Genomic DNA, 21,764 nt, shown 5'->3' with positions numbered 1-21,764 from the left:
GGGGCGCGGGGCTCTACGCGACATGCCACCCATGAGCAGATGGTCCTCAACGCGCAGGGCCATCCTCCCCCGGCCCTCGGCCGGGGGTGCCCTCATGCCGGTGGTTGCTCGCGCTCACGCGGCGGAGCCGCATATCGGCGGAGCCCCGCGCCCCTGGAGTGCTCCGCACTCAGGCGCTGGAGACCCGACTCGGTCTTCAGTGGGGCCTCGCGGATCAGCGCGATGCTGATCAGCGCGGCCAGTGCGAACGGCACGCACCACAGGAAGACCGTCCCGATCCCCCGTCCGAACGCCGCCTCGATCAACGGGCGGGCGGCGGCCGGGACCCGGGAGAGGTCGGGGATCGCGCCGCCCGGAAGGCCGCCGTGGCCGCCCAGGCTCTGCGAGACCCGCGCCGCGAGGACCGCGCCCAGCGCGGAGACGCCGACCGCGCCGCCGAGCGTGCGGAAGAACGTGGCCATGGAGCTGGCGATGCCCAACTCTCCCGCCGGGACCGTGTTCTGGACCGCCAGGACCAGGTTCTGCATCACCGTGCCGACGCCGACGCCCGCCACCGCCATGGCCACCGCCGCGATCCAGTAGGGCGTGTCCGCCCGCAGCACGCCGAGCAGCGCGAAGCCCGCGGCGAGGGACGCCGCGCCGGCGAGCAGGACGACCTTCCAGCGCCCCGTGCGCGTGATCAGCTTGCCGCCGCCGTAGGAGGCGACCGCGAGGCCGAGCACCAGCGGGGTGGTGGCGAAGCCGGACGCGATCGGCGATCGGTCGCGGACCAGTTGGAAGTACTGGCTGAGGAACATCGTCGCGCCGTACATCCCGACGCCGACCATGACGGACGCGACGGTCGCCAGCGCCACAGTCCGATGCCGGAACATCCGCAGCGGGACGATCGGCTCGGCCGCCCGCGCCTCCGTGCGGATCGCGGCCGCGCCGAGCGCGAGTGAGCCGCCGATCATCGCGGCGGTCGGCCAGGAGAGCCAGGCGTAGTCCGTGCCGGCGAGGGTGACCCAGACCAGCAGCAGGGTGACGCTCGCGGCGATCAAGGTCGCGCCGAGGTAGTCGATGCGGACGTCCTCCCGACGCTCGGTCGGCAGGTGCAGGGTGCGCTGCAGCAGGACCACCGCGATCACGGCGAGCGGCACGCAGACGTAGAAGCACCAGCGCCAGCCGAGCCAGGAGGTGTCCACGATGACGCCGCCGATCAGCGGGCCGCCGACCGTGGCGAGGGCGAAGGCCATGCCGAAGTAGCCGCTGTAGCGGCCGCGTTCACGCGGCGAGATCATCGCCGCCATGCAGACCTGGGCGAGCGCGGAGATCCCGCCGACGGCGAGGCCCTGCAGCACCCGGCAGGCGATCAACTGGGCCGGGTTCCGGGCGAGTCCGGCCAGCATCGAGCCCGCGACGTAGGAGAGCAGGGATATCTGGACCAGCAGCTTCTTGCTGAACAGGTCGGCCAGCTTCCCCCACAGCGGCGTGCTGGCGGTGACGGCCAGCAGCGTGGAGGCGATGATCCAGGTGTAGGCGGACTCACCGCCGTGCAGGTCGGCCAGGATCCTGGGCAGCGCGTTGGTGACGATCGTGGACGAGAGCATCGCCACGAAGAGCCCGAGCAGCAGTCCCGACAGCGCGCGCATGATCTCGCGATGGCTCATGGCCAGGCCTCCCCCACACAGATGGTTGTCAAGGGCGACCATAGGAAGGTTGTTTGCTACTGACAACCATCTGTACCGGAGAAGCGCTCAACCCTTGGGGCAGTCGTCACCGAGCTTCACCACGCCGAGCGCGACCTTCTGGCCGGTGCCCAGGGGCGCGCCGGGTGCGGGGGTCTCGGTGCAGATCTTCCAGTGGGTCTCCACCATCACGGCGTGGCCGTAGAGGTCGGTCGGCGTGATGACGGTGCCGGCCGGCAGCGCGTTCTTGGCCGCGGCGAGAGAGGTGCCGCGCAGGTCGGGCATGGTGCCCGCCGCGGCTTTCGGGGCCGGCCCCGACTGGTCCTTGTCGGGGCACTGGTCGTTGTCCCGCACCACGCCGAGGTCGACGTTGTCGCCGCCCTTGGTGCCGGGCGCCGGGCTCTGGAAGCAGACGATCCAGTCACGGTCCCGGATCGGCACCCGACCGCCCCCGGAGGCGTCGTGCACATGGACGTTAGAGAACCCAGCGGTGTCGGCCTTGCTGCGCGCCTCCTTCAGGTCCATGCCCACGACGTTGGGCATGGAGCCGGAGCCGAGCAGCGCGCAGCCGGAGCTGGTGAGCGCGGCGAACAGGCTTACGGCGGCCGACAGATGGCGAAGACGGGCAGGCACAGGTGATCCCCCGGAAGTGGTGATTGCGTGGGTGCGGGTGGCGGGCCGGGCAGGCGGGCTCAACCGGCCCAATGGGTGCGCGGATCCGTGCTGGTGGCGCACCGCGGATCCGGTACCCGGTCGGCCGGAGCGCCCGGTCCCGCCGGGGCCTCCGTGGCAAGGGCCGGAGTGGCAAGGTCCGAAGTGGCAAGGTCCGGAGCGGCAGGGGCCTCCGCGCCGGAAGCCGGGGCGGCCGGGTCTGCCGCGGCGGCCTCGCGCTGAAGGCGGGCGAGGTACTCGGCCATCGCGTCGGTGCGGTCGCGGAGCATGCCCACGCGGTCGGCGCGGTCCGCGTCCGAGTCCGCCAGCGGCGGACCCGCGACGACCGGAACACCGTGCTGCCGGGCCGTCGCCGCCAGGCTCTCCGCCGCCTGGTCGACCACCACCAGCCCGGCCACCGCGAACAGACCGCCCGTCAGGACCCGTCGGCGTCCCAGCAGGCCCTTGTAGGCGATCTCGACGGGTACCTCGATCTGGTCCAACGGCCGGTCGAAGGAGCCGTGTTCGAGCGCCGCGAGCACGACCGTGCCCAGGGTCTCGGCCGCTCTGGTCACCAGCCACTTGCGGCCGGGCACCGGCGGCAGGAACCGGCGGATCCGGTCCACCTCCTGCTCCAGCGCCTGTGTGGTCATCACCTCGAAGGCGTTGCGCGTGCGCACCTCGAGGAGCTTCTCCCAGGGGATCTCCTCGCCGTCGAACCCGACGCCCTCCGGGCCGAGGTGGACGGCGCCGAAGCCGTCCAGGAGGCCCAGCGCCTTGTGCACCAGCTGCGGTGTGCGCGGGTGGCGGCCGAGCAGCGCGCCGACGGAGAGCACCCACGGCTCGACGACCGGCACCGCCGGCGGCGCGACCTGGGTGAGCGCCTTGTAGGCCCACTCGCCCCGCGCGACGCCTTCCGCGGCGCGCCGGCTCCCACGCAGCACGGCCTTCCCGCCGGCCCCGGCGGCATGCGCGGTGACGTTCGCGGCATGCGCGGTGCGGCTCAGGAACGAGGCAGCGGCGGCGTCATCGGCCTGCGGTCCCTCGTCGGCCGTCGCACCCGTCGTGTCGACCTCGCCCATGTCCCCTCCCCGTCCCGCTTCCACAGGCGCCACACATTACGCGACGTGGAATCGGCAACTCCCGCAGGGGCGTGCGGCGCTGACGGACGGCGCATCGGGGCGGGACAGGCGGATCAGGCCGGGTCGACCGCCCGGGCCGCGGTCGGGAGCTCGACGGCGCGCTCCGCCTTCGGCAGGTCCGCGCGGCCCGAGCCGCGCCGCAGGACGGAGGCGACCAGGGTCAGCGCCACGCCGACCACGATCCACACCGACAGGACCAGCAGCGGGCGCAGCACGTCCGTGCCGTGGAAGTAGGCGATCGAGCGGTTGAGGTCGGTGCCGGCGCCGTTGGGCAGCCAGGGGCCGATGGCGCGCCAGAACGGCGGCATCAGCGGCGGCGGGAAGACGCCGCCCGCACTCGGGTTGCCGAGGATGACGAAGAGCAGCACCGCGATGCCGATCCCGATGACGTCGAAGAAGCACTCCAGGGCCATCGTCACCGCGCCGACGCCGAAGACGACCATCGTGCCGACACCCCACAGAGCGATGATCCGGCCCGGCAGCGCGTTCAGGATCGGACCGGCGATCAGCGCGCCGCCGAGGCCCGCCGCGAGGGAGAACAGCAGCAGCGCGCCCAGGCGGATGATCGCCCGCCGCAGGTTGGCGGGGCGGGTGCCCGCGCTGATGCCGAGCAGCGAGGCGACCAGGTACCCGCCGACGCACCAGCCGACGGCGAGGTAGAAGGAGGAGAGCCCCTCCGCGTCGCCGGCCGCCAGCGGGACGACGTCCTTGACCACGATCGTGCGGCCCTGCCGCGCCTCGACCCCGGTGACGATCTGCGTGACGGCCGTGGCCAGCGCCGGACCGGAGGCGTTGGCCACGAGCAGGGTGTCCTGGGTGCCGGCCGGGTTGACGACCAGGGCGGTGTAGAGCTTCTGATCCTTCATCCGGCCGACGGCGGTCGCCTCGTCCGCGACCGGTTCGGCGTCGAGGACCTGCTTGGGCAGCCCGTTCAGCCCGGCGACCAGCTGGGCGCTCACCGTCGGCGGCGCGACCACGCCGATCGACGCCTTGTACGGGTAGGGGTGATGCAGCGCGCCGATGTAGGACACGATGAAGCCGAGCTGGAGCCCGAGCACCGCGATGACCAGCAGCGCGGTGCGGGCGTTGACGGCGTCCTTGAGCTCCGCAAGGAACCCGCGCCGACCCTCGCCGCCCCTGCTTCCGGTCACTCCACTGGCCATCGGGTCCGTCCGTTCCGGTCTGGCTCGCAGGCATGCTGCATCAAAGGCATGAAGCGGACATCACGGTATTTTCTCCCCGAACAGCACCGGCGCAGACGCGCCGTGGGCGAACGGGCGACTCAGAAGCGCGGCGCGCGCCGCTCCAGGAACGCCGCCAGGCCCTCCCGTACGTCCGGCGTGGTCCGCGAGGCCCGCTCCCAGGGCTCGACGGCGGACTCCGCGTCGCCGCCCGTCACGACCGCGTCCACCACCGCCTTCACCGCCCCCTGGGTCTGCGCCGAGCGCGAGGCCAGCACCCGGGCGAAGGCGAGCGCCCGCTCCTGCACCGCGTCCGCGACCTCGTCGACCAGGCCGAAGACCAGCGCCTGGTCCGCCGTCACCAGTTCGGCGGAGTAGAGCAGGTACTTCGCCCGGGCCGGTCCGACGAGCCGGGCCAGCCGCGCCGTCGGCACGGACGGGTAGACGATGCCGAGCTTGGCCGGGGTGATCCCGAACCGCGCGCCGCGCGCGGCGAAGCGCAGGTCGCAGGCGACCGCGAGCTGGCAGCCGCCGCCCACGCAGGGGCCGTCCACGACCGCGAGCGTCGGGTGCGGGAAGGCCGCCAGCGCCGACTCCGCCGCGACGTTGACGGCGTGGTACTCGTCGGCGGCCTCGGGGCTCGCGTAGACGTCGGCCAGCTCGGTGATGTCCGCCCCCGCCGAGAACGCGCCGCCCGCGCCGGTCAGCAGCAGCACCCGCAGGCCCGGCTCCTGCGCCAACCGGGTGAGCACGCCGGGCAGCGCCTGCCACTGGGCGCGGGTCAGCGCGTTCTTCTTCTCCGGCCGGTCCAGCAGCAGGACGGCGACCCCGTCCTCCCCCAGGAAGACGCGCAACCCCGGCACGCCGAAAGACAGCTCTTTCCGGTCGGTTGTGAGCACCTGATCTCCTCGTTCCGTCTGCGTTCCGCCGAACTGCCGACTCCGATCGTCCGTCAGAGTCTCGGCGCGCGGATATGTGACGTTCTGCATATCGTCGGGACGGTGAGCCCCCTGGACCGACGCCATCTCCTCCGCGCCGCCACCCTCGGTGCCGCCGCGTCCGTGCTGAGCGCCTGCGGGAGCGGCGCCAGACCCGCGAACGCGGGCGGTGCCGGCAGCGGCACGGACGCGCTGCCCTCGCACGCCGCGACGCCGGTGGGCCGGCCGGCCGCCTCCGCGACGTCGCCGGCCGCCGCGCTGCCGTTCGAGATCCACTCCGGGCCGGCCGGCACCGACCGGGTGGCGCTCACCTTCCACGGCCAGGGTGACCCCGCGATCGCCGCCTCGCTGCTCGGGGAGGCGGAGCGCGCGGGCGCCAAGGTCACCGTGATGGCGGTGGGCAGCTGGCTGGACAGCTATCCCGCCATGGCCAGGCGCATCCTGGACGGCGGTCACGAGCTGGGCAACCACACACAGAACCACGTCGCGATCTCGGGCCTCGCCGCCGACGCGGCCTATGCCGAGATCGAGCGCTGCGCGCAGCGCCTCAAGCAGCTGACCGGCTCGATCGGCACCTGGTTCCGGCCCTCGCAGGCCCAGGACTGCACGGCCGTCGTCGCCGCGCAGGCCCGTCGCGCGGGCTACGCCCACTGCCTCTCGTACGACGTGGACTCCCTCGACTACACGGACCCCGGCGCCGCCGCGGTGACGCGCAACGTGCTCGACCAGGCCCGCGCCGGCTCGGTGGTCTCGATGCACTTCGGGCGCGGCGGCACCGTCGCCGCGCTGCCCGGGATCCTTGACGGCCTCCGGCAGCGCGGGTTGAGCGCTGTCACGACCTCGGAGCTGCTGAGCTGATGCGCACTCACCACCTCGCCACCGCTGCCGCCCTGAGCAGCGCCGCCCTGCTGGTGATCACCGCCTGCTCCGCGGGCGGCCCGTCGAGCTCCAACGCGGTCAACCCGCCGCAGCAGGCCGGCTCCGCCGCCTCCGCCGGAGCGCCCGCCCAGGCGAAGAGCGGCGACGCGGACCTGCCCGGCATGCCGCCGCCGCTGGACCCGAGGGACGTCTACGCGGCCGACCGACCGAACCAGATGTCCCCGGTGGTGAAGGACTTCCCCGCGCGCGTCTACGTGCCCAACACGCTCTCCAACACGGTCACCGTGATCGACCCGGCCACCTACAAGGTCATCGACACCCTCCAGGTCGGCGACGAACCGCAGCACGTCGTCCCGTCCTGGGACCTGAAGACGCTCTGGGTCAACAACGACCTCGGCAACACGCTCACCCCCATCGACCCCGCCACCGGCAAGGCCGGCGCGACGGTCGACGTGCACGACCCGTACAACCTGTACTTCACGCCGGACGGCAAGTACGCGGTGGTGATGGCCTCCGCCGACCACCAGCTGGTCTTCCGCGACGCGCACACGATGAAGACCGTCAAGGCCATCCCGTCCCAGTGCGACGGCGTCAACCACGCCGACTTCTCCCCCGACGGGCGCTACTTCCTCGTCTCCTGCGAGTTCTCCGGCGACCTGCTCAAGGTGGACACCGCGAAGATGGAGATCGTCGCCCAGCAGAAGATCCCGTTCACCGGCTCCATGCCGCAGGACGTCAAGATCTCCCCGGACGGCAAGGTCTGGTACGTCGCCGACATGGTCGCCAACGGGGTGTGGGAGCTGAACGGCGACACCTTCTCCAAGCCCACCCTGCTGCAGACCGGCGCGGGCGCACACGGCCTCTACGTCAGCCGCGACTCCAAGCAGCTGTACATCTCCAACCGCGGCGAGGGCTCGATCTCCGTCCTCGACTTCGCCACCGGCAAGCTCGTCCACAAGTGGTGGATCCCCGGCGGCGGCAGCCCCGACATGGGCGGCGTCTCCGCCGACGGCAAGGTGCTGTGGCTCTCCGGCCGCTACAACTCCGTCGTCTACGCGCTGTCGACGGCGGACGGCAGGCTGCTGGCCAAGATCCCCGTCGGCGACGGCCCGCACGGGCTCTGCGTCTACCCGCAGCCGGGCCGGTACTCACTCGGACACACGGGCGTGTTCCGCTGAGCGGGCGCTGACGGTCAGTAGCCCGTCTGTTCCATCTCGGCCTGGGCGCGGGCGATCTCCTCGGCGGAGATGGTCAGCGTCGCGTTCGGATCCGGCTTGGGCTCCATCTCGGCGCGGCCGGAGGCGTCGCTCAGCTTGATCAGCAGCGCGACCATCAGCCAGTTGGCCACCGTCGAGGAACCACCCTGGGCGAGGAACGGCAGCGCCTTGCCCGTCTGCGGGATCAGGCCGATGACGCCGCCCGCCACCACGAAGACCTGCAGCACCAGCGCCGCGGCGAGACCCGCGGCGAGCAGCTTGCCGAACGGGTCGGTCAGCCGGACCGCGGTGCGCATGCCCCGCTGGCCGAGGATCAGGTAGAGCACCAGCACGACCATGATCCCGGCGGTGCCGAGCTCCTCGCCGATGCTGGCGAGGATCCAGTCGCTGCGGCCGGCGAAGCCGATCAGCCACGAGTCGCCCTTGCCGAGCCCGGTGCCCAGCAGACCGCCGTGGCCGAGGCTGAACAGCGACTCGGCCAGCTGCGGCGAGGACCCCGTCGGGGAGGGGTCATGGTAGTAGGCCATCGGGTCGAGCCAGTTGTTCACGCGGTACTTCACGTGCGAGACCAGCGTGCCCGCCGCGACCGAGCCGCCGACGGCCATCAGCGCACCCAGCACGACCCACCCGGTCCGCTCGGTGGCCACGTACAGCATGATGATGAACGCGCCGAAGAAGATCAGCGAGGTGCCCAGGTCGGACTCGAAGACGAGCACGACGAGGCTGACCGCCCAGACGACCAGGATCGGGCCCATGTTCCGGCCGCGCGGCAGCGCGATGCCGGCGAACTTCCGGCCGACCAGCGCGAGCGCGTCCCGGTTGGCCATCAGGTAGCTGGCGAAGAAGACGATGATCGCGAGCTTGGTGAACTCACCCGGCTGGAACGACAGCGGCCCGAGGTGGATCCAGCGCCGCGCGCCGTACTGGTCGCCGGAGAAGAAGGCCGGCGCGACGAGGGCGACCAGCGAGATCGCCATCAGGATGTACGTGTAGCGGGAGAGCAACCGGTGGTGCTTCACCGCGATCACCACGCCCGCGAAGACCCCGACGGCTATCGCCGTCCACATCACCTGGTTCGGCGCGGCCGCGGTCGAGTTGTAGACCTTGATGTACGACTGGTCGAGCCGGTCGATCAGCACCAGGCCGAGGCCGGTGAGGATGACCGCGATGGGCAGGATCAGCGGGTCCGCGTACGGCGCCCAGCGCCGCACCACGAGGTGCGCGGCGAGCGCGAGCGCGCCCAGCCCCAGCACGTCGACGACGAAGCCGCTGGAGATCGACCCGGTCAGGCCGAGATCGGCACTGGCCTTCGCGAAACCGCAGACCACGATGGCGAACAGCAGGAGGAACAGTTCGAGGTTCCGCCTGTGCTTCGCCCCCGGTGCCACCTCCACGGCAGCGCTCCGCGAGCTCCGTGCGCCCATGCTTTAGCACCCACCCAACATTCACCGACGTTCCGAGAACCGTGGCATTGTCGCAGGTCCGGTCTCAAGGTGGGGAACGCCCCTGGAAGCGCTCCGGTTCTCCGGGGCGCGAGGGTGTGACGCAGGCTACGCTGCGAACCATGATCCGCTGGGTGTACGCGTTCATCGACCGTCCGCGCGACCGCGTCGAGGCTGCCGCCACGTTCTGGGCCGCAGTCACCGACACCACGCTGTCCGCTCCGCGCGGAGCCGACGGCGAGTTCTGGACCTTCCTGCCCAAGGACGGCGAGGACGCCTGCCTGAAACTGCAGGCCGTCTCCGAGAGCCACGGTGGCCATCTCGATCTCGCGACCGAGAACCCCCGCGCCCTCGCGGACGACGCCGTCGCCCTGGGCGCCGCCCGGGTCGCCGACCACGGCGCGTGGTCCGTCCTGCGCTCCCCCGGAGGCCAGCTCTTCTGTGTCGTCCCGTGGCACCGCGAGTACCGGCGCCCGCCGGTCGTCGCGGGCACCCGGGTGGACCAGGTGACCCTCGACCTCCCGGCGGACGGATTCGAGGCCGAGGCGGAGTTCTGGACGGAACTCACCGGCTGGACGGTGTCCAAGGGCTCCCGCCCGGAGTTCGTCGTCGTCCAGCCTCCGTCGGAGCTGCCCTTCCGCATCCTGCTACACCGGCTCTCCGAGCCCCGCCCCACCGAGGCCCACCTCGACCTGGCCTGCGCGGACCGCTGGGCCACGCGCGAGACCCACGAACGCCTGGGCGCGACGTTCGTCGCCGAACACGGCCACTGGATCACCATGCGGGACCCGGCGGGCGGGATCTACTGCCTCACGGCTCGCAACCCGCAGACGGGTCAGCTGCACTGAGCAGGGGCGCGGGGCTCTGCCGCACATCGGCAGAGCCCCGCGCCCCCGGCTTGCTGCAACTACATCAGGCGGCGAAGGCCTCCGACACGGCCTGCGCGGGCTCGAGCGCGAGCTCGAGCACCTGGCGGACGTCCGCCACCGGGTGGACGGTGAGGCGGTCGAGGACCTCCGCGGGGACGTCGTCCAGGTCGGCCTCGTTGCGGGAGGGGATCAGGACGGTGGTGATCCCGGCCCGGTCAGCCGCGAGAAGCTTCTGCTTCACGCCGCCGATCGGGAGGACCCGTCCGGTCAAGGAGACCTCGCCCGTCATCGCGACCTCCGGTCGCACCTTGCGGCCGGACAGGAGCGAGGCCAGCGCCGTCGTCATCGTGACGCCCGCGCTCGGGCCGTCCTTCGGGACCGCGCCCGCGGGGACGTGGATGTGGACGCCGCGCTCCCGCAGCGAGGTGACCGGCAGTTCCAGCTCCGCCCCGTGCGACCGCAGGAAGCTCAGCGCGATCTGCGCGGACTCCTTCATCACGTCACCGAGCTGACCTGTCAACTGCAGCCCGTTGCCGCCCGTCTCCGGATCGGCGAGCGAGGCCTCGACGAACAGGACGTCGCCGCCCGCGCCCGTCACGGCCAGGCCGGTCGCCACGCCGGGGACCGCGGTCCGCCGCTCCTCCGGCTCCTGCGCGTGCTCCGGGGTGAACCGGGGCCGGCCGATCAGGCCGCGCAGATCGGCCTCGTGGACGGTGCGCGGCAGCTCCGCGCCCGCCTCGCCGAGCTCGTTCTGCGCCGCGACCTTGCGCAGGATGCGCGCGACCGCGCGCTCCAGCGTGCGGACGCCCGCCTCGCGGGTGTACTCGGCCGCGAGCTTGCGCAGCGCGTCCTCCCCGACGACGACCTCGTCACTGCCGAGGCCCGCCCGCTCCAGCTGGCGCGGGAGCAGGTGGTCGCGGGCGATGACGACCTTCTCGTCCTCGGTGTAGCCGTCCAGGCGCACCAGCTCCATCCGGTCGAGCAGCGGCTCGGGGATGGCCTCCAGCACGTTGGCGGTGGCGAGGAAGACCACGTCGGAGAGGTCGAGCTCGACCTCCAGGTAGTGGTCGCGGAAGGTGTGGTTCTGCGCCGGGTCCAGGACCTCCAGCAGCGCCGCCGCCGGGTCGCCGCGGTAGTCCGAGCCGACCTTGTCGATCTCGTCGAGCAGCACGACCGGGTTCATCGAGCCGGCCTCCTTGATGGCCCGCACGATGCGGCCCGGCAGCGCGCCGACGTAGGTGCGGCGGTGGCCGCGGATCTCCGCCTCGTCACGGACGCCGCCGAGGGCGACGCGGACGAACTTGCGGTCCATGGCGCGCGCGACGGACTCGCCCAGCGAGGTCTTGCCCACACCGGGCGGGCCGACGAGCGCCAGCACGGCGCCGCCGCGACGTCCGCCGACGAGGCCGAGGCCGCGGTCGGAGCGGCGCTTGCGCACGGCCAGGTACTCGACGATGCGCTCCTTGACGTCGTCCAGGCCGAAGTGGTCGGCGTCCAGCACCGCGCGGGCGCCGGCGATGTCGTAGGCGTCCTCGGTGCGCTCGTTCCACGGGAGCTCCAGGACGGTGTCCAGCCAGGTGCGGATCCAGCTGCCCTCGGGCGAGGCGTCGCTGGAACGCTCCAGCTTCTCCACCTCCTTGAGGGCGGCCTCCTTGACCTTCTCGGGCAGGTCGGCGGCCTCCACGCGGGCGCGGTAGTCCTCCTCCTCGGAGTCGGGCTCGCCGTTGAGGTCGGCCAGCTCCTTCTTCACCGCGTCCAGCTGGCGGCGGAGCAGGAACTCCTTCTGCTGCTTCTCCATGCCCTCCTGGACGTCCTTGCGGATGGTCTCCTGGACCTCCGACTCGGCCAGGTGGTCCTTGAGCAGCTGCAGGGCGAGCTTGAGCCTGGCCACCGGGTCCAGCTCCTCCAGGACCTGGACCTTCTCGGCCGCGGTCACGAAGGGGGCGTAGCCGATGTTGTCGGCGAGCTCGGAGACGCCGTCGATCTGCGTGAAGCGGTCGACGACCTGCCAGGCGCCGCGCCTCTGCAGCCACGCCGTGGTCAGCGCCTTGTACTCGGTGACGATCTCGGTGATGGCGCCCGGCAGCGGTGACGGCACGGCGGTCTCCTCGGCCGGCACGGCCTCCACCCAGAGGGCGGCGCCGGGGCCAGTGGTGCCGGCCCCGATGCGGACGCGGCGCACGCCGCGGACGAGCGCGGCGGGGTCGCCGTCGGCCAGGCGGCCCACCTGCTCGACCGTCGCGACGGTGCCGACCGCGCCGTACTCGCCGTCGATCCGCGGGACGAGCAGCACCCGCGCCTTGCGCGCGTTCGCCACCGTCCTGATGCCCGGGGCGTGCGCCCCGGTCTCCCGAACCGCAGCCTGCGCGGCCTCCACGGCGGCACGGACGTCCTGGTCGGAAAGGTCGAGTGGGACGACCATGCCGGGGAGCACCGCGTCGTCGTCGAGCGGCAGCACCGGCAGGGTGAGCGTTCCAGAAGTCGAAGCCATGATTTCTCCCCGGTCATGCAAGTTGAGTTACCTGGACTAAAGGTTCATGACCCCGGCAATGTTCCCCGCCCCCTGTTCGCTCTGAGCGAAGGGCCGTCGGCTTCGTTCGGATCGGGCACGATGTTGCCCATGTCCACGCACCCGATCCCCGCCCCCGACGACACGCCCGAGCTGCTCGACCGTCGGGTGGGCCCGTACGGCGAGGTCGCCCTGCGTCGCCGCGGCCCGCACTTCGAGGTCATCGCCAACGGCACGTTCCTGATGGACACCTCCGACGGGCGCTCCGAGCGGCTGCTGATCAGCGCCGCACTGGACGCACTCGACGGCGCGCGCGGCGCGCACGTGCTGATCGGCGGGCTCGGCGTGGGCTTCTCGCTGGCGGAGGCCGCGCAGGACCGGCGTCCGGGGCGGATCACCGTGGTCGAGCGGGAGCGCGCGATCATCGACTGGCACACCGGCGCGGACGCGCCGCTGGCCCCCTTCGCCGGCCAGGGGCACGGCGACCCGCGGGCCGAGATCGTGCACGCGGACCTGATGGACCACCTGCGCACGACCGAGGACCGCTACGACGCGCTCTGCCTCGACATCGACAACGGCCCGGACTGGACCGTCACCGATTCGAACGATTCCCTCTACTCCGAGACCGGCCTCGATCTGCTGGAGCGGACCCTCGGTGACGGCGGAGTGCTGGCCGTGTGGAGCGCAGCACATTCCCCGGCATTCGAAGCCCGTCTGCGCGCCCGGTTCGCCCGAATTGAGGTGATCGAGGTGCCGGTACATGTGGAACGGGGGGTTCCCGATGTCGTGTACCTGTCCTCGCGCGGCTAAGTTACTCACGGTATGGTCCTGCCCGTGCCACCCCCCGAAGGGTCGGTTTATCCGACGTCGGCCTGCCACAGCGGCCGTCCTGTCCCTACGCTGCCGAACAGCGGCGCAGGAGCGGACTGAACAGGAAGGGGCGGGGGCACCGTACGAACCGTACGACCCGGATGGCCTGAACAAGCTCGGGCCGGAGAACGCAGAGGCCCTGGGGGCGGTGGCGTGACCGTGACGGATGTACAGCAGCAGACCAACAATGGCCTGGGAAACCAGCGGAGAGTCCTTGTCGTGGAGGACGAGCCGACGATCGCGGAGTCGATCGCGGCCCGTCTCGGCGCCGAGGGGTTCCGCGTGGCGGTCTCCCACGACGGCCCGACGGCGGTCGACTGCTTCCAGACCTGGCAGCCCGACCTGGTCGTGCTCGACGTGATGCTGCCCGGATTCGACGGACTGGAGGTCTGCCGGCGGATCCAGTCGGTCCGCCCGGTCCCGGTCCTGATGCTCACCGCACGTGACGACGAGACGGACATGCTGGTCGGTCTCGGCGTCGGTGCGGACGACTACATGACCAAGCCCTTCTCGATGCGCGAGCTGGCGGCCCGGGTCAACGTGCTGCTGCGCCGCGTCGAGCGGGCCCAGCTCGCGGCCCGCGCGCCCGTCGGCGGCACCCTGCGGCTGGGCGAGCTGGAGATCGACCACGTGCAGCGTCGCGTCCGGGTCTCCGGCGACGACGTGCACCTCACGCCGACCGAGTTCGACCTGCTGGTCTGCCTGGCCCAGCAACCGCGCGCGGTGCTCACCCGGGAGCAGCTGCTGGCCGAGGTGTGGGACTGGACCGACGCGTCCGGCACCCGGACCGTCGACAGCCACGTCAAGGCGCTGCGCCGGAAGATCGGGGCGGCCTGGATCCGCACCGTGCACGGCGTGGGCTACGCCCTGGAGGCCCCGACGCCGTGAGCCGCCGCGCTGCGAGTCGACAGAACTCCGCCAGACAGGGCCGCCCGATGGCGCTGCCGCCCGCCGAGGTGAGCCGCGCCGAGCGGTTCTGGGCGGGGTTGCGCCCGCTCGACCCGCTGCGCTCGGTGAAGGCCAAGCTCAACGTGGTGGTGCTGATCTCGGTCTGCATCTCCACGCTGATGGTGGTCCTGGCGCTGAACTCGTCCACCCAGATCAAGGTGGTCATGGTCTTCTCCGTGATCGCCTCGCTACTGGTCACCCAGTTCCTGGCGCACAGCATGACCTCGGGCCTGCGGGAGATGACGGCGGCCGCGCGGGCCATGGCCGCCGGGGACTACACGCGGCGGGTGCACACCCGCTCGCTGGACGAGGTCGGCGAGCTCGCCCACGCGTTCAACACCATGGCCGACGACCTCGACGCCGCCGACCGGCAGCGCCGTGAGCTGATCGCCAACGTCTCGCACGAACTGCGCACTCCCATAGCCGCGCTCCGGGCCGTCCTGGAGAACGTCGTCGACGGGGTGGTCACCCCCGAGCCGGCCACCATGACCGCGGCGCTGGAGCAGACCGAGCGCCTCGGGCGCCTGGTCGCGCACCTGCTGGACCTGTCCAAGCTGGCCGACGGCGCCGACTCGCTCGAGATGCGCGCCTTCGACGTGGAGCCGTTCCTGGCCGGCGTGCTGCGCGGGCTGACCGTGGACGGCTCCGTCTCCGGCGGCGCGAGCAAACGCCGCACGGACGTCGCGCTGCGCCTCGACGTCGCGCCCGGGCTCACCGCCACCGCCGACCCGGAGCGGCTGCACCAGGTCGTCGCCAACCTGGTCGACAACGCCTGCCGGCACAGCCCCCAGGACGGCACGGTCACCGTGCGGGCCCGGCAGACCGACGCGGGCGGCCTGACCGTGGACGTGGCGGACGAGGGCCCCGGCATCGCCCCGGAGGACCGCGGCCGGGTCTTCGAGCGCTTCGGGCGCGGCAGCAGTGCCACCGCCCAGGGGCCGGGGGCCGACGGCGGCACCGGGCTGGGCCTCGCGATCGCGCGCTGGGCCGTCGAGCTCCACGAGGGCACCATCGCGGTCGCCGACTCGCCGCTCGGCTGTCTGATCCGGGTGGAGCTTCCCGGGCCGCGCCGGCCGCAGGCGATCGTTTCGCACGGCCACCGCTGAACCGGAAGACTGCCCGATTTGCCACCCCCGGGCCGCACGAACAGCCCTTCGTTCTCCCCGTCCACGCCCGAGTTCTAACCTCGCTTTCCGGCCAATGTTTGCGACCGGACTGTGATCTGGGCGACGCTTGGTCTGCGGGACCTGCGCGGACGTGCGGCGGAGGCGTAGCCTTACTACCCGCTGTCCACCATTCACACGGAAGCGGAAGAGGGCGGTTGCCGCCGTGTCTCCACAGTCCCCAAACTCGAACACTTCGCCTGCCACTACGGCCGACGCCGGCCCCGGAGCCGCGTTCGGCCCCAACGAGTGGCTCGTGGACGAGATCTACCAGCAGTACCTCCAGGACCCGAACTCGGTCGACCGGGCCTGGTGGGATTTCTTCGCCGACTACAAGCACACCCACACCCCGGGTGCGCCGACGACCGCAGCCGCCCCGGCCCCGGGTGCTCCCGCCGTCGCCGTGACCGCGACGCCCAAGGCGCCCGCGGCCCCGGCAGCGGCAGCGGTACCCGCCCCGGCTCCCGCAGCCGCCGCGGCTCCCGCCGCTCCGCCGACCAAGCCCGCAGCGCCCGCGCCCACCCCGCGCGCCGCCGCCCCGGCCCAACCTGCCGACACCGTTAAGGACAGCACCACTGTGACCGCCGCCGCCGAGGCCCCGTCAGGACCCGAGCTCGTCGCACTGAAGGGCCCCAGCGCCCGCATCGTGGCGAACATGGACGCCTCGCTCTCGATGCCCACCGCGACCAGCGTCCGCGCCGTCCCCGCGAAGCTGCTGATCGACAACCGCATCGTCATCAACAACCACCTGAAGCGCGCCCGCGGCGGCAAGGTCTCCTTCACCCACATCATCGGCTACGCCATGGTCCAGGCGATCAAGGCGATGCCGGCGATGAACCACGGCTTCCAGGAGAAGGACGGCAAGCCCTTCCTGGTCAAGCCCGAGCACGTCAACCTCGGCCTGGCGATCGACCTGACCAAGCCGAACGGCGACCGTCAGCTGGTCGTCGCGGCGATCAAGAACGCCGAGACCCTCGACTTCTTCGGCTTCTGGCAGGCCTACGAGGACATCGTCCGCCGTGCCCGGCAGAACAAGCTCACGGTCGACGACTTCTCCGGCGTCACCTGCTCGCTGACCAACCCCGGCGGCATCGGCACCGTCCACTCCGTCCCGCGCCTGATGCCCGGCCAGGGCACCATCCTCGGCGTCGGCTCGATGGAGTACCCGGCCGAGTTCCAGGGCTCCGCCGAGGAGACCCTGGCCGCCATGGGCGTCTCCAAGGTGATGACCCTCACCTCGACCTACGACCACCGGGTCATCCAGGGCGCCCAGTCGGGTGAGTTCCTGCGCACGATCCACCAGCTGCTGCTGGGCAAGGGCGAGTTCTACGACAAGATCTTCGAGTCGCTGCGCATCCCCTACGAGCCGGTGCGCTGGGCCACGGACGTCGCCCGTACCCACGACAACGAGGTCAACAAGACCGCCCGCGTGATGGAGCTGATCCACTCCTTCCGCGTCCGCGGCCACCTGATGGCCGACACCGACCCGCTCGAGTACAAGCAGCGCAAGCACCCGGACCTCGACGTCCAGGCGCACGACCTGACGCTGTGGGACCTGGAGCGCGAGTTCGCGGTGGGCGGCTTCGCCGGCCACACCATGATGAAGCTGCGCGACATCCTCGGCGTGCTGCGCGACTCGTACTGCCGCACCGTCGGCATCGAGTACATGCACATCCAGGACCCGAAGCAGCGCCGCTGGATCCAGGCCCGCGTCGAGCGCGGCACCGACCGCCCGGAGCGCGAGGAGCAGCTGCGGATCCTGCGCCGCCTCAACGCCGCCGAGGCGTTCGAGACGTTCCTGCAGACCAAGTACGTCGGCCAGAAGCGCTTCTCGCTGGAGGGCGGCGAGTCCGTCATCCCGCTGCTCGACGCCATCCTCGACTCGGCCGCCAAGGCCCACCTCGAGGAGGCCGTCATGGGCATGGCCCACCGCGGTCGTCTCAACGTGCTGGCCAACATCGTCGGCAAGTCCTACGCGCAGATCTTCCGCGAGTTCGAGGGCAACCTCGACCCGAAGTCGATGCACGGCTCCGGCGACGTGAAGTACCACCTCGGCTCCGAGGGCACCTTCACCGGCCTGGACGGCGAGACCATCAAGGTCTCCCTCGCGGCCAACCCCTCCCACCTGGAGGCGGTCGACCCGATCGTCGAGGGCATCGCCCGCGCCAAGCAGGACGTCCTCGACAAGGCCGGCGACTCGTTCGACGTGCTGCCGGTCCAGATCCACGGTGACGCGGCCTTCGCCGGCCAGGGCGTCGTCGCGGAGACCCTGAACATGTCGCAGCTGCGCGGCTACCGCACCGGCGGCACCGTGCACGTCGTCATCAACAACCAGGTCGGCTTCACCGCCGCGCCGACGGCCTCCCGGTCCAGCACCTACTGCACCGACGTGGCCCGCATGGTCGAGGCGCCGATCTTCCACGTCAACGGGGACGACCCGGAGGCCGTGGTCCGCGTCGCGCGGCTCGCCTTCGAGTTCCGCCAGGCGTTCCACAAGGACGTCGTGATCGACCTCATCTGCTACCGCCGCCGCGGTCACAACGAGGCCGACAACCCGTCGTTCACGCAGCCGCTGATGTACGAGCTGATCGACAAGAAGCGCTCGGTGCGCAAGCTCTACACCGAGGGCCTGATCGGTCGCGGCGACATCACCCTGGAGGAGGCCGAGCAGGCGCTCAAGGACTACCAGGACCAGCTGGAGAAGGTCTTCACCGAGGTCCGCGAGGCCTCCTCGGTGCCGGCCCCGGCGGTCTCGGAGCGTCCGCAGGCGACCTTCCCGGTCGCGGTGCAGACGGGCATCTCCCAGGAGATGGTCAAGCGCATCGCCGAGTCCCAGGTCGCGCTGCCGGACTGGCTGACCGTGCACCCGCGTCTGCTGCCGCAGCTGCAGCGCCGCGCCGCCATGGTCGAGGACGGCACCATCGACTGGGCCATGGGCGAGACCCTCGCCATCGGCTCGCTGCTGATGGAGGGCCACCCGGTCCGCCTGGCCGGCCAGGACAGCCGCCGCGGCACCTTCGGTCAGCGCCACGCGGTGCTGGTCGACAACAAGACCGCCGAGGACTACACCCCGCTGCTGTACCTGACGGACGACCAGGCCCGCTACACCGTCTACGACTCGCTGCTCAGCGAGTACGCGGCGATGGGCTTCGAGTACGGCTACTCGCTGGCCCGTCCGGACGCGCTGGTCATGTGGGAGGCCCAGTTCGGTGACTTCGTCAACGGCGCCTCCACCGTCGTGGACGAGTTCATCTCCTCCTCGGAGACCAAGTGGGGCCAGACCTCCGGCGTCACCCTGCTGCTGCCGCACGGCTACGAGGGCCAGGGCCCGGACCACTCGTCCGCCCGCCCGGAGCGCTTCCTGCAGCTGTGCGCGGAGAACAACATGACGGTCGCCATGCCGACGCTGCCGTCGAACTACTTCCACCTGCTGCGCTGGCAGACGCACAACCCGCACCACAAGCCGCTCATCGTCTTCACCCCGAAGTCGATGCTGCGGAACAAGGCCGCGGCGTCCAAGACCGAGGAGTTCCTGTCCGGCGGCTTCCGCCCGGTCATCGGCGACTCCACGGTCGACCCGGCGAACGTCCGCAAGGTCGTCATCACGGCGGGCAAGTTCTACTACGACCTGGAGGCGGCGCGCACGGCGCGTGGCATCACCGACACGGCGATTGTCCGCGTCGAGCGCCTCTACCCGCTCCCGGTCGCCGAGCTCCAAGAGGAGCTCAAGCGCTACGGCACCAACGTCCAGTACGTCTGGGCGCAGGAGGAGCCGTCCAACCAGGGCGCGTGGCCCTTCATCGCGCTCAACCTGGTGGACCACCTCGACGTCGTCGTCGGTCCCTCCGCGGACCGCGGCCGGCTGCGTCGCGTCGCCCGCCCGGCCTCCTCGGCCCCGGCGGTCGGCTCGGCCAAGCGCCACGGCGCCGAGCAGGCCGCGCTGGTCGACGAGGTCTTCTCGCTCTGACGCGGCTCGCTCTGACGTAGCCTGAGGGCAGTATCGACGGGCCCGGTCTCGCGTTCGCGCGGGGCCGGGCCCTCCGTTTGGGAGAACTGGATGTACTTCACCGACCGAGGCATCGAGGAACTGCAGAGCCGTCGCGGCGAGGAGGAGGTCAGCTTCGACTGGCTGGCCGACCGGCTGCAGGAGTTCGTCGACCTCAACCCCGAGTTCGAGGTGCCGGTCGAGCGGCTGGCCACCTGGCTGGCCCGGCTCGACGACGAGGACGAGGACGAGTAGACGCGTAGGGGAGGACCCTGACGCGACCCTGAGATTCGCGATATAGCTTGACTCTCGACCTGCGCGATATATCGTGAATAGCGACAGGTCGTTCAGTCGTCGTATCGGGGAGTCAGGCATGGCCGAGAAGTGGACCGTCAGCGCGCCGCAGAAGATCACCTTCGGCGAGCCGGTGCGGCGGGTCAAGGTGCGCACGATCGCCGGCGCGGTCAACGTCGTGGCCGGCGAGGCGCCGGCCCGGCTGGAGGTCTCGGAGATCGACGGCGCCCCGCTGGAGATCACCTTGGACGACGGGGAGTTGCTGATCACGTACGAGGATCTCCAGTGGAAGGACTTCCAGTGGAAGCAGCTCACCCGCTGGATCGACGGCTGGCGGCAGAAGCGCCGGGCCGTGGTCTCCCTCGTCGTCCCCGCGGGCGTCGAGGTGGAGGTCGGCGCGGCCTCCTCCGACACGGTCGTGTCCGGCATCGCCGGCCGGGTCCACGCGAACACCGCCAGCGGCGACGTGACGCTGGTTCGGGTCAGCGGCCCGGTCGACGCCAACACGGTTTCCGGCAATGTGGAGGCCCACGGCACCTCCGGAGGGCTTAAGATCAACACTGTCTCCGGCGGTCTCACCGTTTTCGCCGGAACCAGCGGCGCGCTGAAGGCCAACAGCGTCAGCGGCGCGATGACGGTCGACCTCGACCGTCCGGCGGCCGCCGACGTGGAGCTCACCAATGTCTCCGGCGAGGTGGCCGTCCGCATCCCCGCTCCGGCGGACACGCAGGTCCGGGCCGACACCACCAGCGGCTCCGTCTCCTCCTCCTTCGACCAGTTGCAGGTCTCCGGCACCTGGGGCGCCAAGCGCATCACCGGCACGCTGGGCGCGGGCACCAGCCGTCTGAAGATCACCACCGTCTCCGGCTCCGTGGCCGTGCTGCGCCGCCCGGACGAGGACGACGGCCCGCAGTCCGCGACACCCGAGGACGCCAAGCCGTCCACCCCCCTCCCGATCGACTACCAGAAGGGGGCTGACGAGGCATGAGCCGCCCCGTATTCGCCCATGGGCGCCTGCGCCTGTACCTGCTCAAGCTCCTGGACGAGGCGCCGCGCCACGGCTACGAGGTGATACGCCTGCTGGAGGAGCGCTTCCACGGGCTCTACGCCCCCTCCGCCGGCACCGTCTACCCCCGGCTGGCCAAGCTGGAGCAGGAGGGCCTCGTCGAGCACTCGATGGAGGGCGGCCGGAAGGTCTACCGGATCACCCCGGCCGGCCACGCCGAGTTGGAGTCCCGCGCGGCCGAACTCGCCGAGCTGGAGGCCGAGATCCACGACTCCGTCTCCCAGCTCGCCGACCAGATCCGCGAGGACGTCCGCGACTCCGCGCAGGACCTGCGCGAGGAGATGCGACGCGCCGCCCGGGAGTCGCGTCGTCAGGTCCGCTTCGGCGAGGACTCCTGGCGCACCGACCGCGAGTCCTGGCAGCGCGCCAAGGAGGAGTGGCGCCAGGCCAAGGAACAGGCCAAGGAGCAGACGCGGGAGGCCAAGGAACAGGCCCGCTCCGCGAGGGAGGAGGCCCGCGAGGCCAAGGAGCAGGCTCGCGCGGTGCGCGAGCAGGCCCGGCGCGAGGCACAGCGGATCGGCGAGCAGATCAAGGCGCACGTGCGCAGCGGGGACTGGCCCTCGGGCCTGTCGGAGGGGCTCTCCGAGCTGACCAGGACCCTCAGCGGCCTTGCGGACCCGTCCCGTTGGAGCCAGGCGGCTCCGCCGCCGGGCAACGGCGCCCCGCAGGACGCCAGCCCGCAGGACGTCACCCCGCAGGACCTTCCGCCGTGGACCACGGTCGACCCCCAGGGCGAGCCACTGCGAGAGCTGAGCGCTCTCCTGGACCGCTTCCGCGACGAGGTCCGCGACGCCGCGCGCGACACGGGCGTGACGAGGGACTCGCTGGAGCACGCCCGCTCGGTCCTCGCCGACGCCGCCGCGCGCCTGCGCCGACGGTAACCCTCAGGGGCGCGAGGAACTGCGCGACAAGCCACCCGCGTGCGGATGGTCCCCAGCATCCA

The 21,764-nt window shown here is 71.6% G+C and carries 17 protein-coding genes; 10 read left to right on the top strand and 7 right to left on the bottom strand.

Going from position 1 to position 21,764, the window contains the following annotated elements:
• Positions 1–92: 92 nt before the first annotated feature.
• The 5 genes from DN069_RS07565 to DN069_RS07545 form a co-directional block, all read right to left on the bottom strand.
• Positions 93–1,649 (bottom strand): MFS transporter, encoded by a 1,557-nt coding sequence (locus tag DN069_RS07565; RefSeq protein ID WP_111500069.1) that lies wholly within the window; start codon positions 1,647–1,649, stop codon positions 93–95.
• Positions 1,650–1,736: 87 nt separating this feature from the next.
• Positions 1,737–2,300: a PASTA domain-containing protein gene (locus tag DN069_RS07560; protein WP_111500068.1), complete on the bottom strand. Its 564-nt coding sequence runs from the start codon at positions 2,298–2,300 to the stop codon at positions 1,737–1,739.
• 59 nt (positions 2,301–2,359) lie between these two features.
• Positions 2,360–3,400: a hypothetical protein gene (locus tag DN069_RS40845; protein ID WP_207892077.1), complete on the bottom strand. Its 1,041-nt coding sequence runs from the start codon at positions 3,398–3,400 to the stop codon at positions 2,360–2,362.
• A 113-nt stretch (positions 3,401–3,513) separates the two neighbouring features.
• Positions 3,514–4,611 carry an ABC-2 transporter permease gene (locus tag DN069_RS07550; protein WP_243638979.1) on the bottom strand — a complete coding sequence of 366 codons (1,098 nt, stop codon included), beginning with the start codon at positions 4,609–4,611 and terminating at the stop codon, positions 3,514–3,516.
• A gap of 131 nt (positions 4,612–4,742) precedes the next feature.
• Positions 4,743–5,504: an enoyl-CoA hydratase/isomerase family protein gene (locus DN069_RS07545; RefSeq protein ID WP_424556263.1), complete on the bottom strand. Its 762-nt coding sequence runs from the start codon at positions 5,502–5,504 to the stop codon at positions 4,743–4,745.
• A 138-nt stretch (positions 5,505–5,642) separates the two neighbouring features.
• Between DN069_RS07545 and DN069_RS07540 the strand changes: the two genes are divergently transcribed.
• The gene (locus tag DN069_RS07540; RefSeq protein ID WP_243638977.1) at positions 5,643–6,437 is read left to right on the top strand and encodes a polysaccharide deacetylase family protein; all 795 of its coding nucleotides are present in this window, start codon (positions 5,643–5,645) and stop codon (positions 6,435–6,437) included.
• Complete coding sequence (locus tag DN069_RS07535; RefSeq protein WP_111500065.1) at positions 6,437–7,636, top strand: YncE family protein; 1,200 nt, start codon at positions 6,437–6,439, stop codon at positions 7,634–7,636. The genes DN069_RS07540 and DN069_RS07535 overlap by 1 nt, the downstream gene beginning before the upstream one ends.
• Before the next feature lie 14 nt (positions 7,637–7,650).
• On the opposite strand, the gene DN069_RS07530 is transcribed toward DN069_RS07535, so the two are convergent.
• The gene (locus tag DN069_RS07530; protein ID WP_341538452.1) at positions 7,651–9,069 is read right to left on the bottom strand and encodes an FtsW/RodA/SpoVE family cell cycle protein; all 1,419 of its coding nucleotides are present in this window, start codon (positions 9,067–9,069) and stop codon (positions 7,651–7,653) included.
• Positions 9,070–9,239: 170 nt separating this feature from the next.
• On the opposite strand from DN069_RS07530, the gene DN069_RS07525 reads away from it, so the two are divergent.
• On the top strand, positions 9,240–9,965 hold the full coding sequence (locus tag DN069_RS07525; protein WP_111500063.1) for a VOC family protein: 726 nt from the start codon (positions 9,240–9,242) through the stop codon (positions 9,963–9,965).
• 64 nt (positions 9,966–10,029) lie between these two features.
• On the opposite strand, the gene lon is transcribed toward DN069_RS07525, so the two are convergent.
• Positions 10,030–12,477 (bottom strand): endopeptidase La, encoded by a 2,448-nt coding sequence (gene lon, locus DN069_RS07520; protein ID WP_111500062.1) that lies wholly within the window; start codon positions 12,475–12,477, stop codon positions 10,030–10,032.
• A gap of 129 nt (positions 12,478–12,606) precedes the next feature.
• Here lon and DN069_RS07515 point away from each other — a divergent pair, with 129 nt between their 5' ends.
• The 7 genes from DN069_RS07515 (at position 12,607) to DN069_RS07485 (ending at position 21,702) form a co-directional block, all read left to right on the top strand.
• Complete coding sequence (locus tag DN069_RS07515; protein WP_243638976.1) at positions 12,607–13,305, top strand: spermidine synthase family protein; 699 nt, start codon at positions 12,607–12,609, stop codon at positions 13,303–13,305.
• A gap of 219 nt (positions 13,306–13,524) precedes the next feature.
• On the top strand, positions 13,525–14,253 hold the full coding sequence (locus DN069_RS07510) for a response regulator transcription factor (RefSeq protein WP_111500081.1): 729 nt from the start codon (positions 13,525–13,527) through the stop codon (positions 14,251–14,253).
• A 47-nt stretch (positions 14,254–14,300) separates the two neighbouring features.
• Complete coding sequence (locus DN069_RS07505; protein ID WP_111500060.1) at positions 14,301–15,419, top strand: sensor histidine kinase; 1,119 nt, start codon at positions 14,301–14,303, stop codon at positions 15,417–15,419.
• 223 nt (positions 15,420–15,642) lie between these two features.
• Positions 15,643–19,443, top strand: coding sequence for a multifunctional oxoglutarate decarboxylase/oxoglutarate dehydrogenase thiamine pyrophosphate-binding subunit/dihydrolipoyllysine-residue succinyltransferase subunit (locus tag DN069_RS07500; RefSeq protein ID WP_111500059.1), 3,801 nt, complete (start codon positions 15,643–15,645; stop codon positions 19,441–19,443).
• Positions 19,444–19,533: 90 nt separating this feature from the next.
• Positions 19,534–19,716 carry a DUF6104 family protein gene (locus DN069_RS07495; RefSeq protein WP_111500058.1) on the top strand — a complete coding sequence of 61 codons (183 nt, stop codon included), beginning with the start codon at positions 19,534–19,536 and terminating at the stop codon, positions 19,714–19,716.
• Between the two features lie 118 nt (positions 19,717–19,834).
• On the top strand, positions 19,835–20,743 hold the full coding sequence (locus DN069_RS07490) for a DUF4097 family beta strand repeat-containing protein (protein WP_111500057.1): 909 nt from the start codon (positions 19,835–19,837) through the stop codon (positions 20,741–20,743).
• Positions 20,740–21,702 carry a helix-turn-helix transcriptional regulator gene (locus DN069_RS07485; protein ID WP_111500056.1) on the top strand — a complete coding sequence of 321 codons (963 nt, stop codon included), beginning with the start codon at positions 20,740–20,742 and terminating at the stop codon, positions 21,700–21,702. Before DN069_RS07490 ends, DN069_RS07485 begins: the two co-directional genes overlap by 4 nt.
• Positions 21,703–21,764: the final 62 nt, after the last annotated feature.

Source organism: Streptacidiphilus pinicola, from assembly GCF_003258295.1.
Lineage (GTDB): Bacteria > Actinomycetota > Actinomycetes > Streptomycetales > Streptomycetaceae > Streptacidiphilus > Streptacidiphilus pinicola.
This window is presented reverse-complemented; position numbering and strand designations above follow the sequence as displayed.

What these genes read in the sequence shown, in the direction of transcription:
- DN069_RS07525 (WP_111500063.1), top strand. Translation starts at nt 9,240, where the DNA reads ATGATCCGCTGGGTGTACGCGTTCATCGACCGTCCGCGCGACCGCGTC.
- lon (WP_111500062.1), bottom strand. Translation starts at nt 12,477, where the DNA reads ATGGCTTCGACTTCTGGAACGCTCACCCTGCCGGTGCTGCCGCTCGAC.
- DN069_RS07515 (WP_243638976.1), top strand. Translation starts at nt 12,607, where the DNA reads ATGTCCACGCACCCGATCCCCGCCCCCGACGACACGCCCGAGCTGCTC.
- DN069_RS40845 (WP_207892077.1), bottom strand. Translation starts at nt 3,400, where the DNA reads ATGGGCGAGGTCGACACGACGGGTGCGACGGCCGACGAGGGACCGCAG.
- DN069_RS07490 (WP_111500057.1), top strand. Translation starts at nt 19,835, where the DNA reads ATGGCCGAGAAGTGGACCGTCAGCGCGCCGCAGAAGATCACCTTCGGC.
- DN069_RS07535 (WP_111500065.1), top strand. Translation starts at nt 6,437, where the DNA reads ATGCGCACTCACCACCTCGCCACCGCTGCCGCCCTGAGCAGCGCCGCC.
- DN069_RS07505 (WP_111500060.1), top strand. Translation starts at nt 14,301, where the DNA reads ATGGCGCTGCCGCCCGCCGAGGTGAGCCGCGCCGAGCGGTTCTGGGCG.
- DN069_RS07565 (WP_111500069.1), bottom strand. Translation starts at nt 1,649, where the DNA reads ATGAGCCATCGCGAGATCATGCGCGCGCTGTCGGGACTGCTGCTCGGG.
- DN069_RS07485 (WP_111500056.1), top strand. Translation starts at nt 20,740, where the DNA reads ATGAGCCGCCCCGTATTCGCCCATGGGCGCCTGCGCCTGTACCTGCTC.
- DN069_RS07495 (WP_111500058.1), top strand. Translation starts at nt 19,534, where the DNA reads ATGTACTTCACCGACCGAGGCATCGAGGAACTGCAGAGCCGTCGCGGC.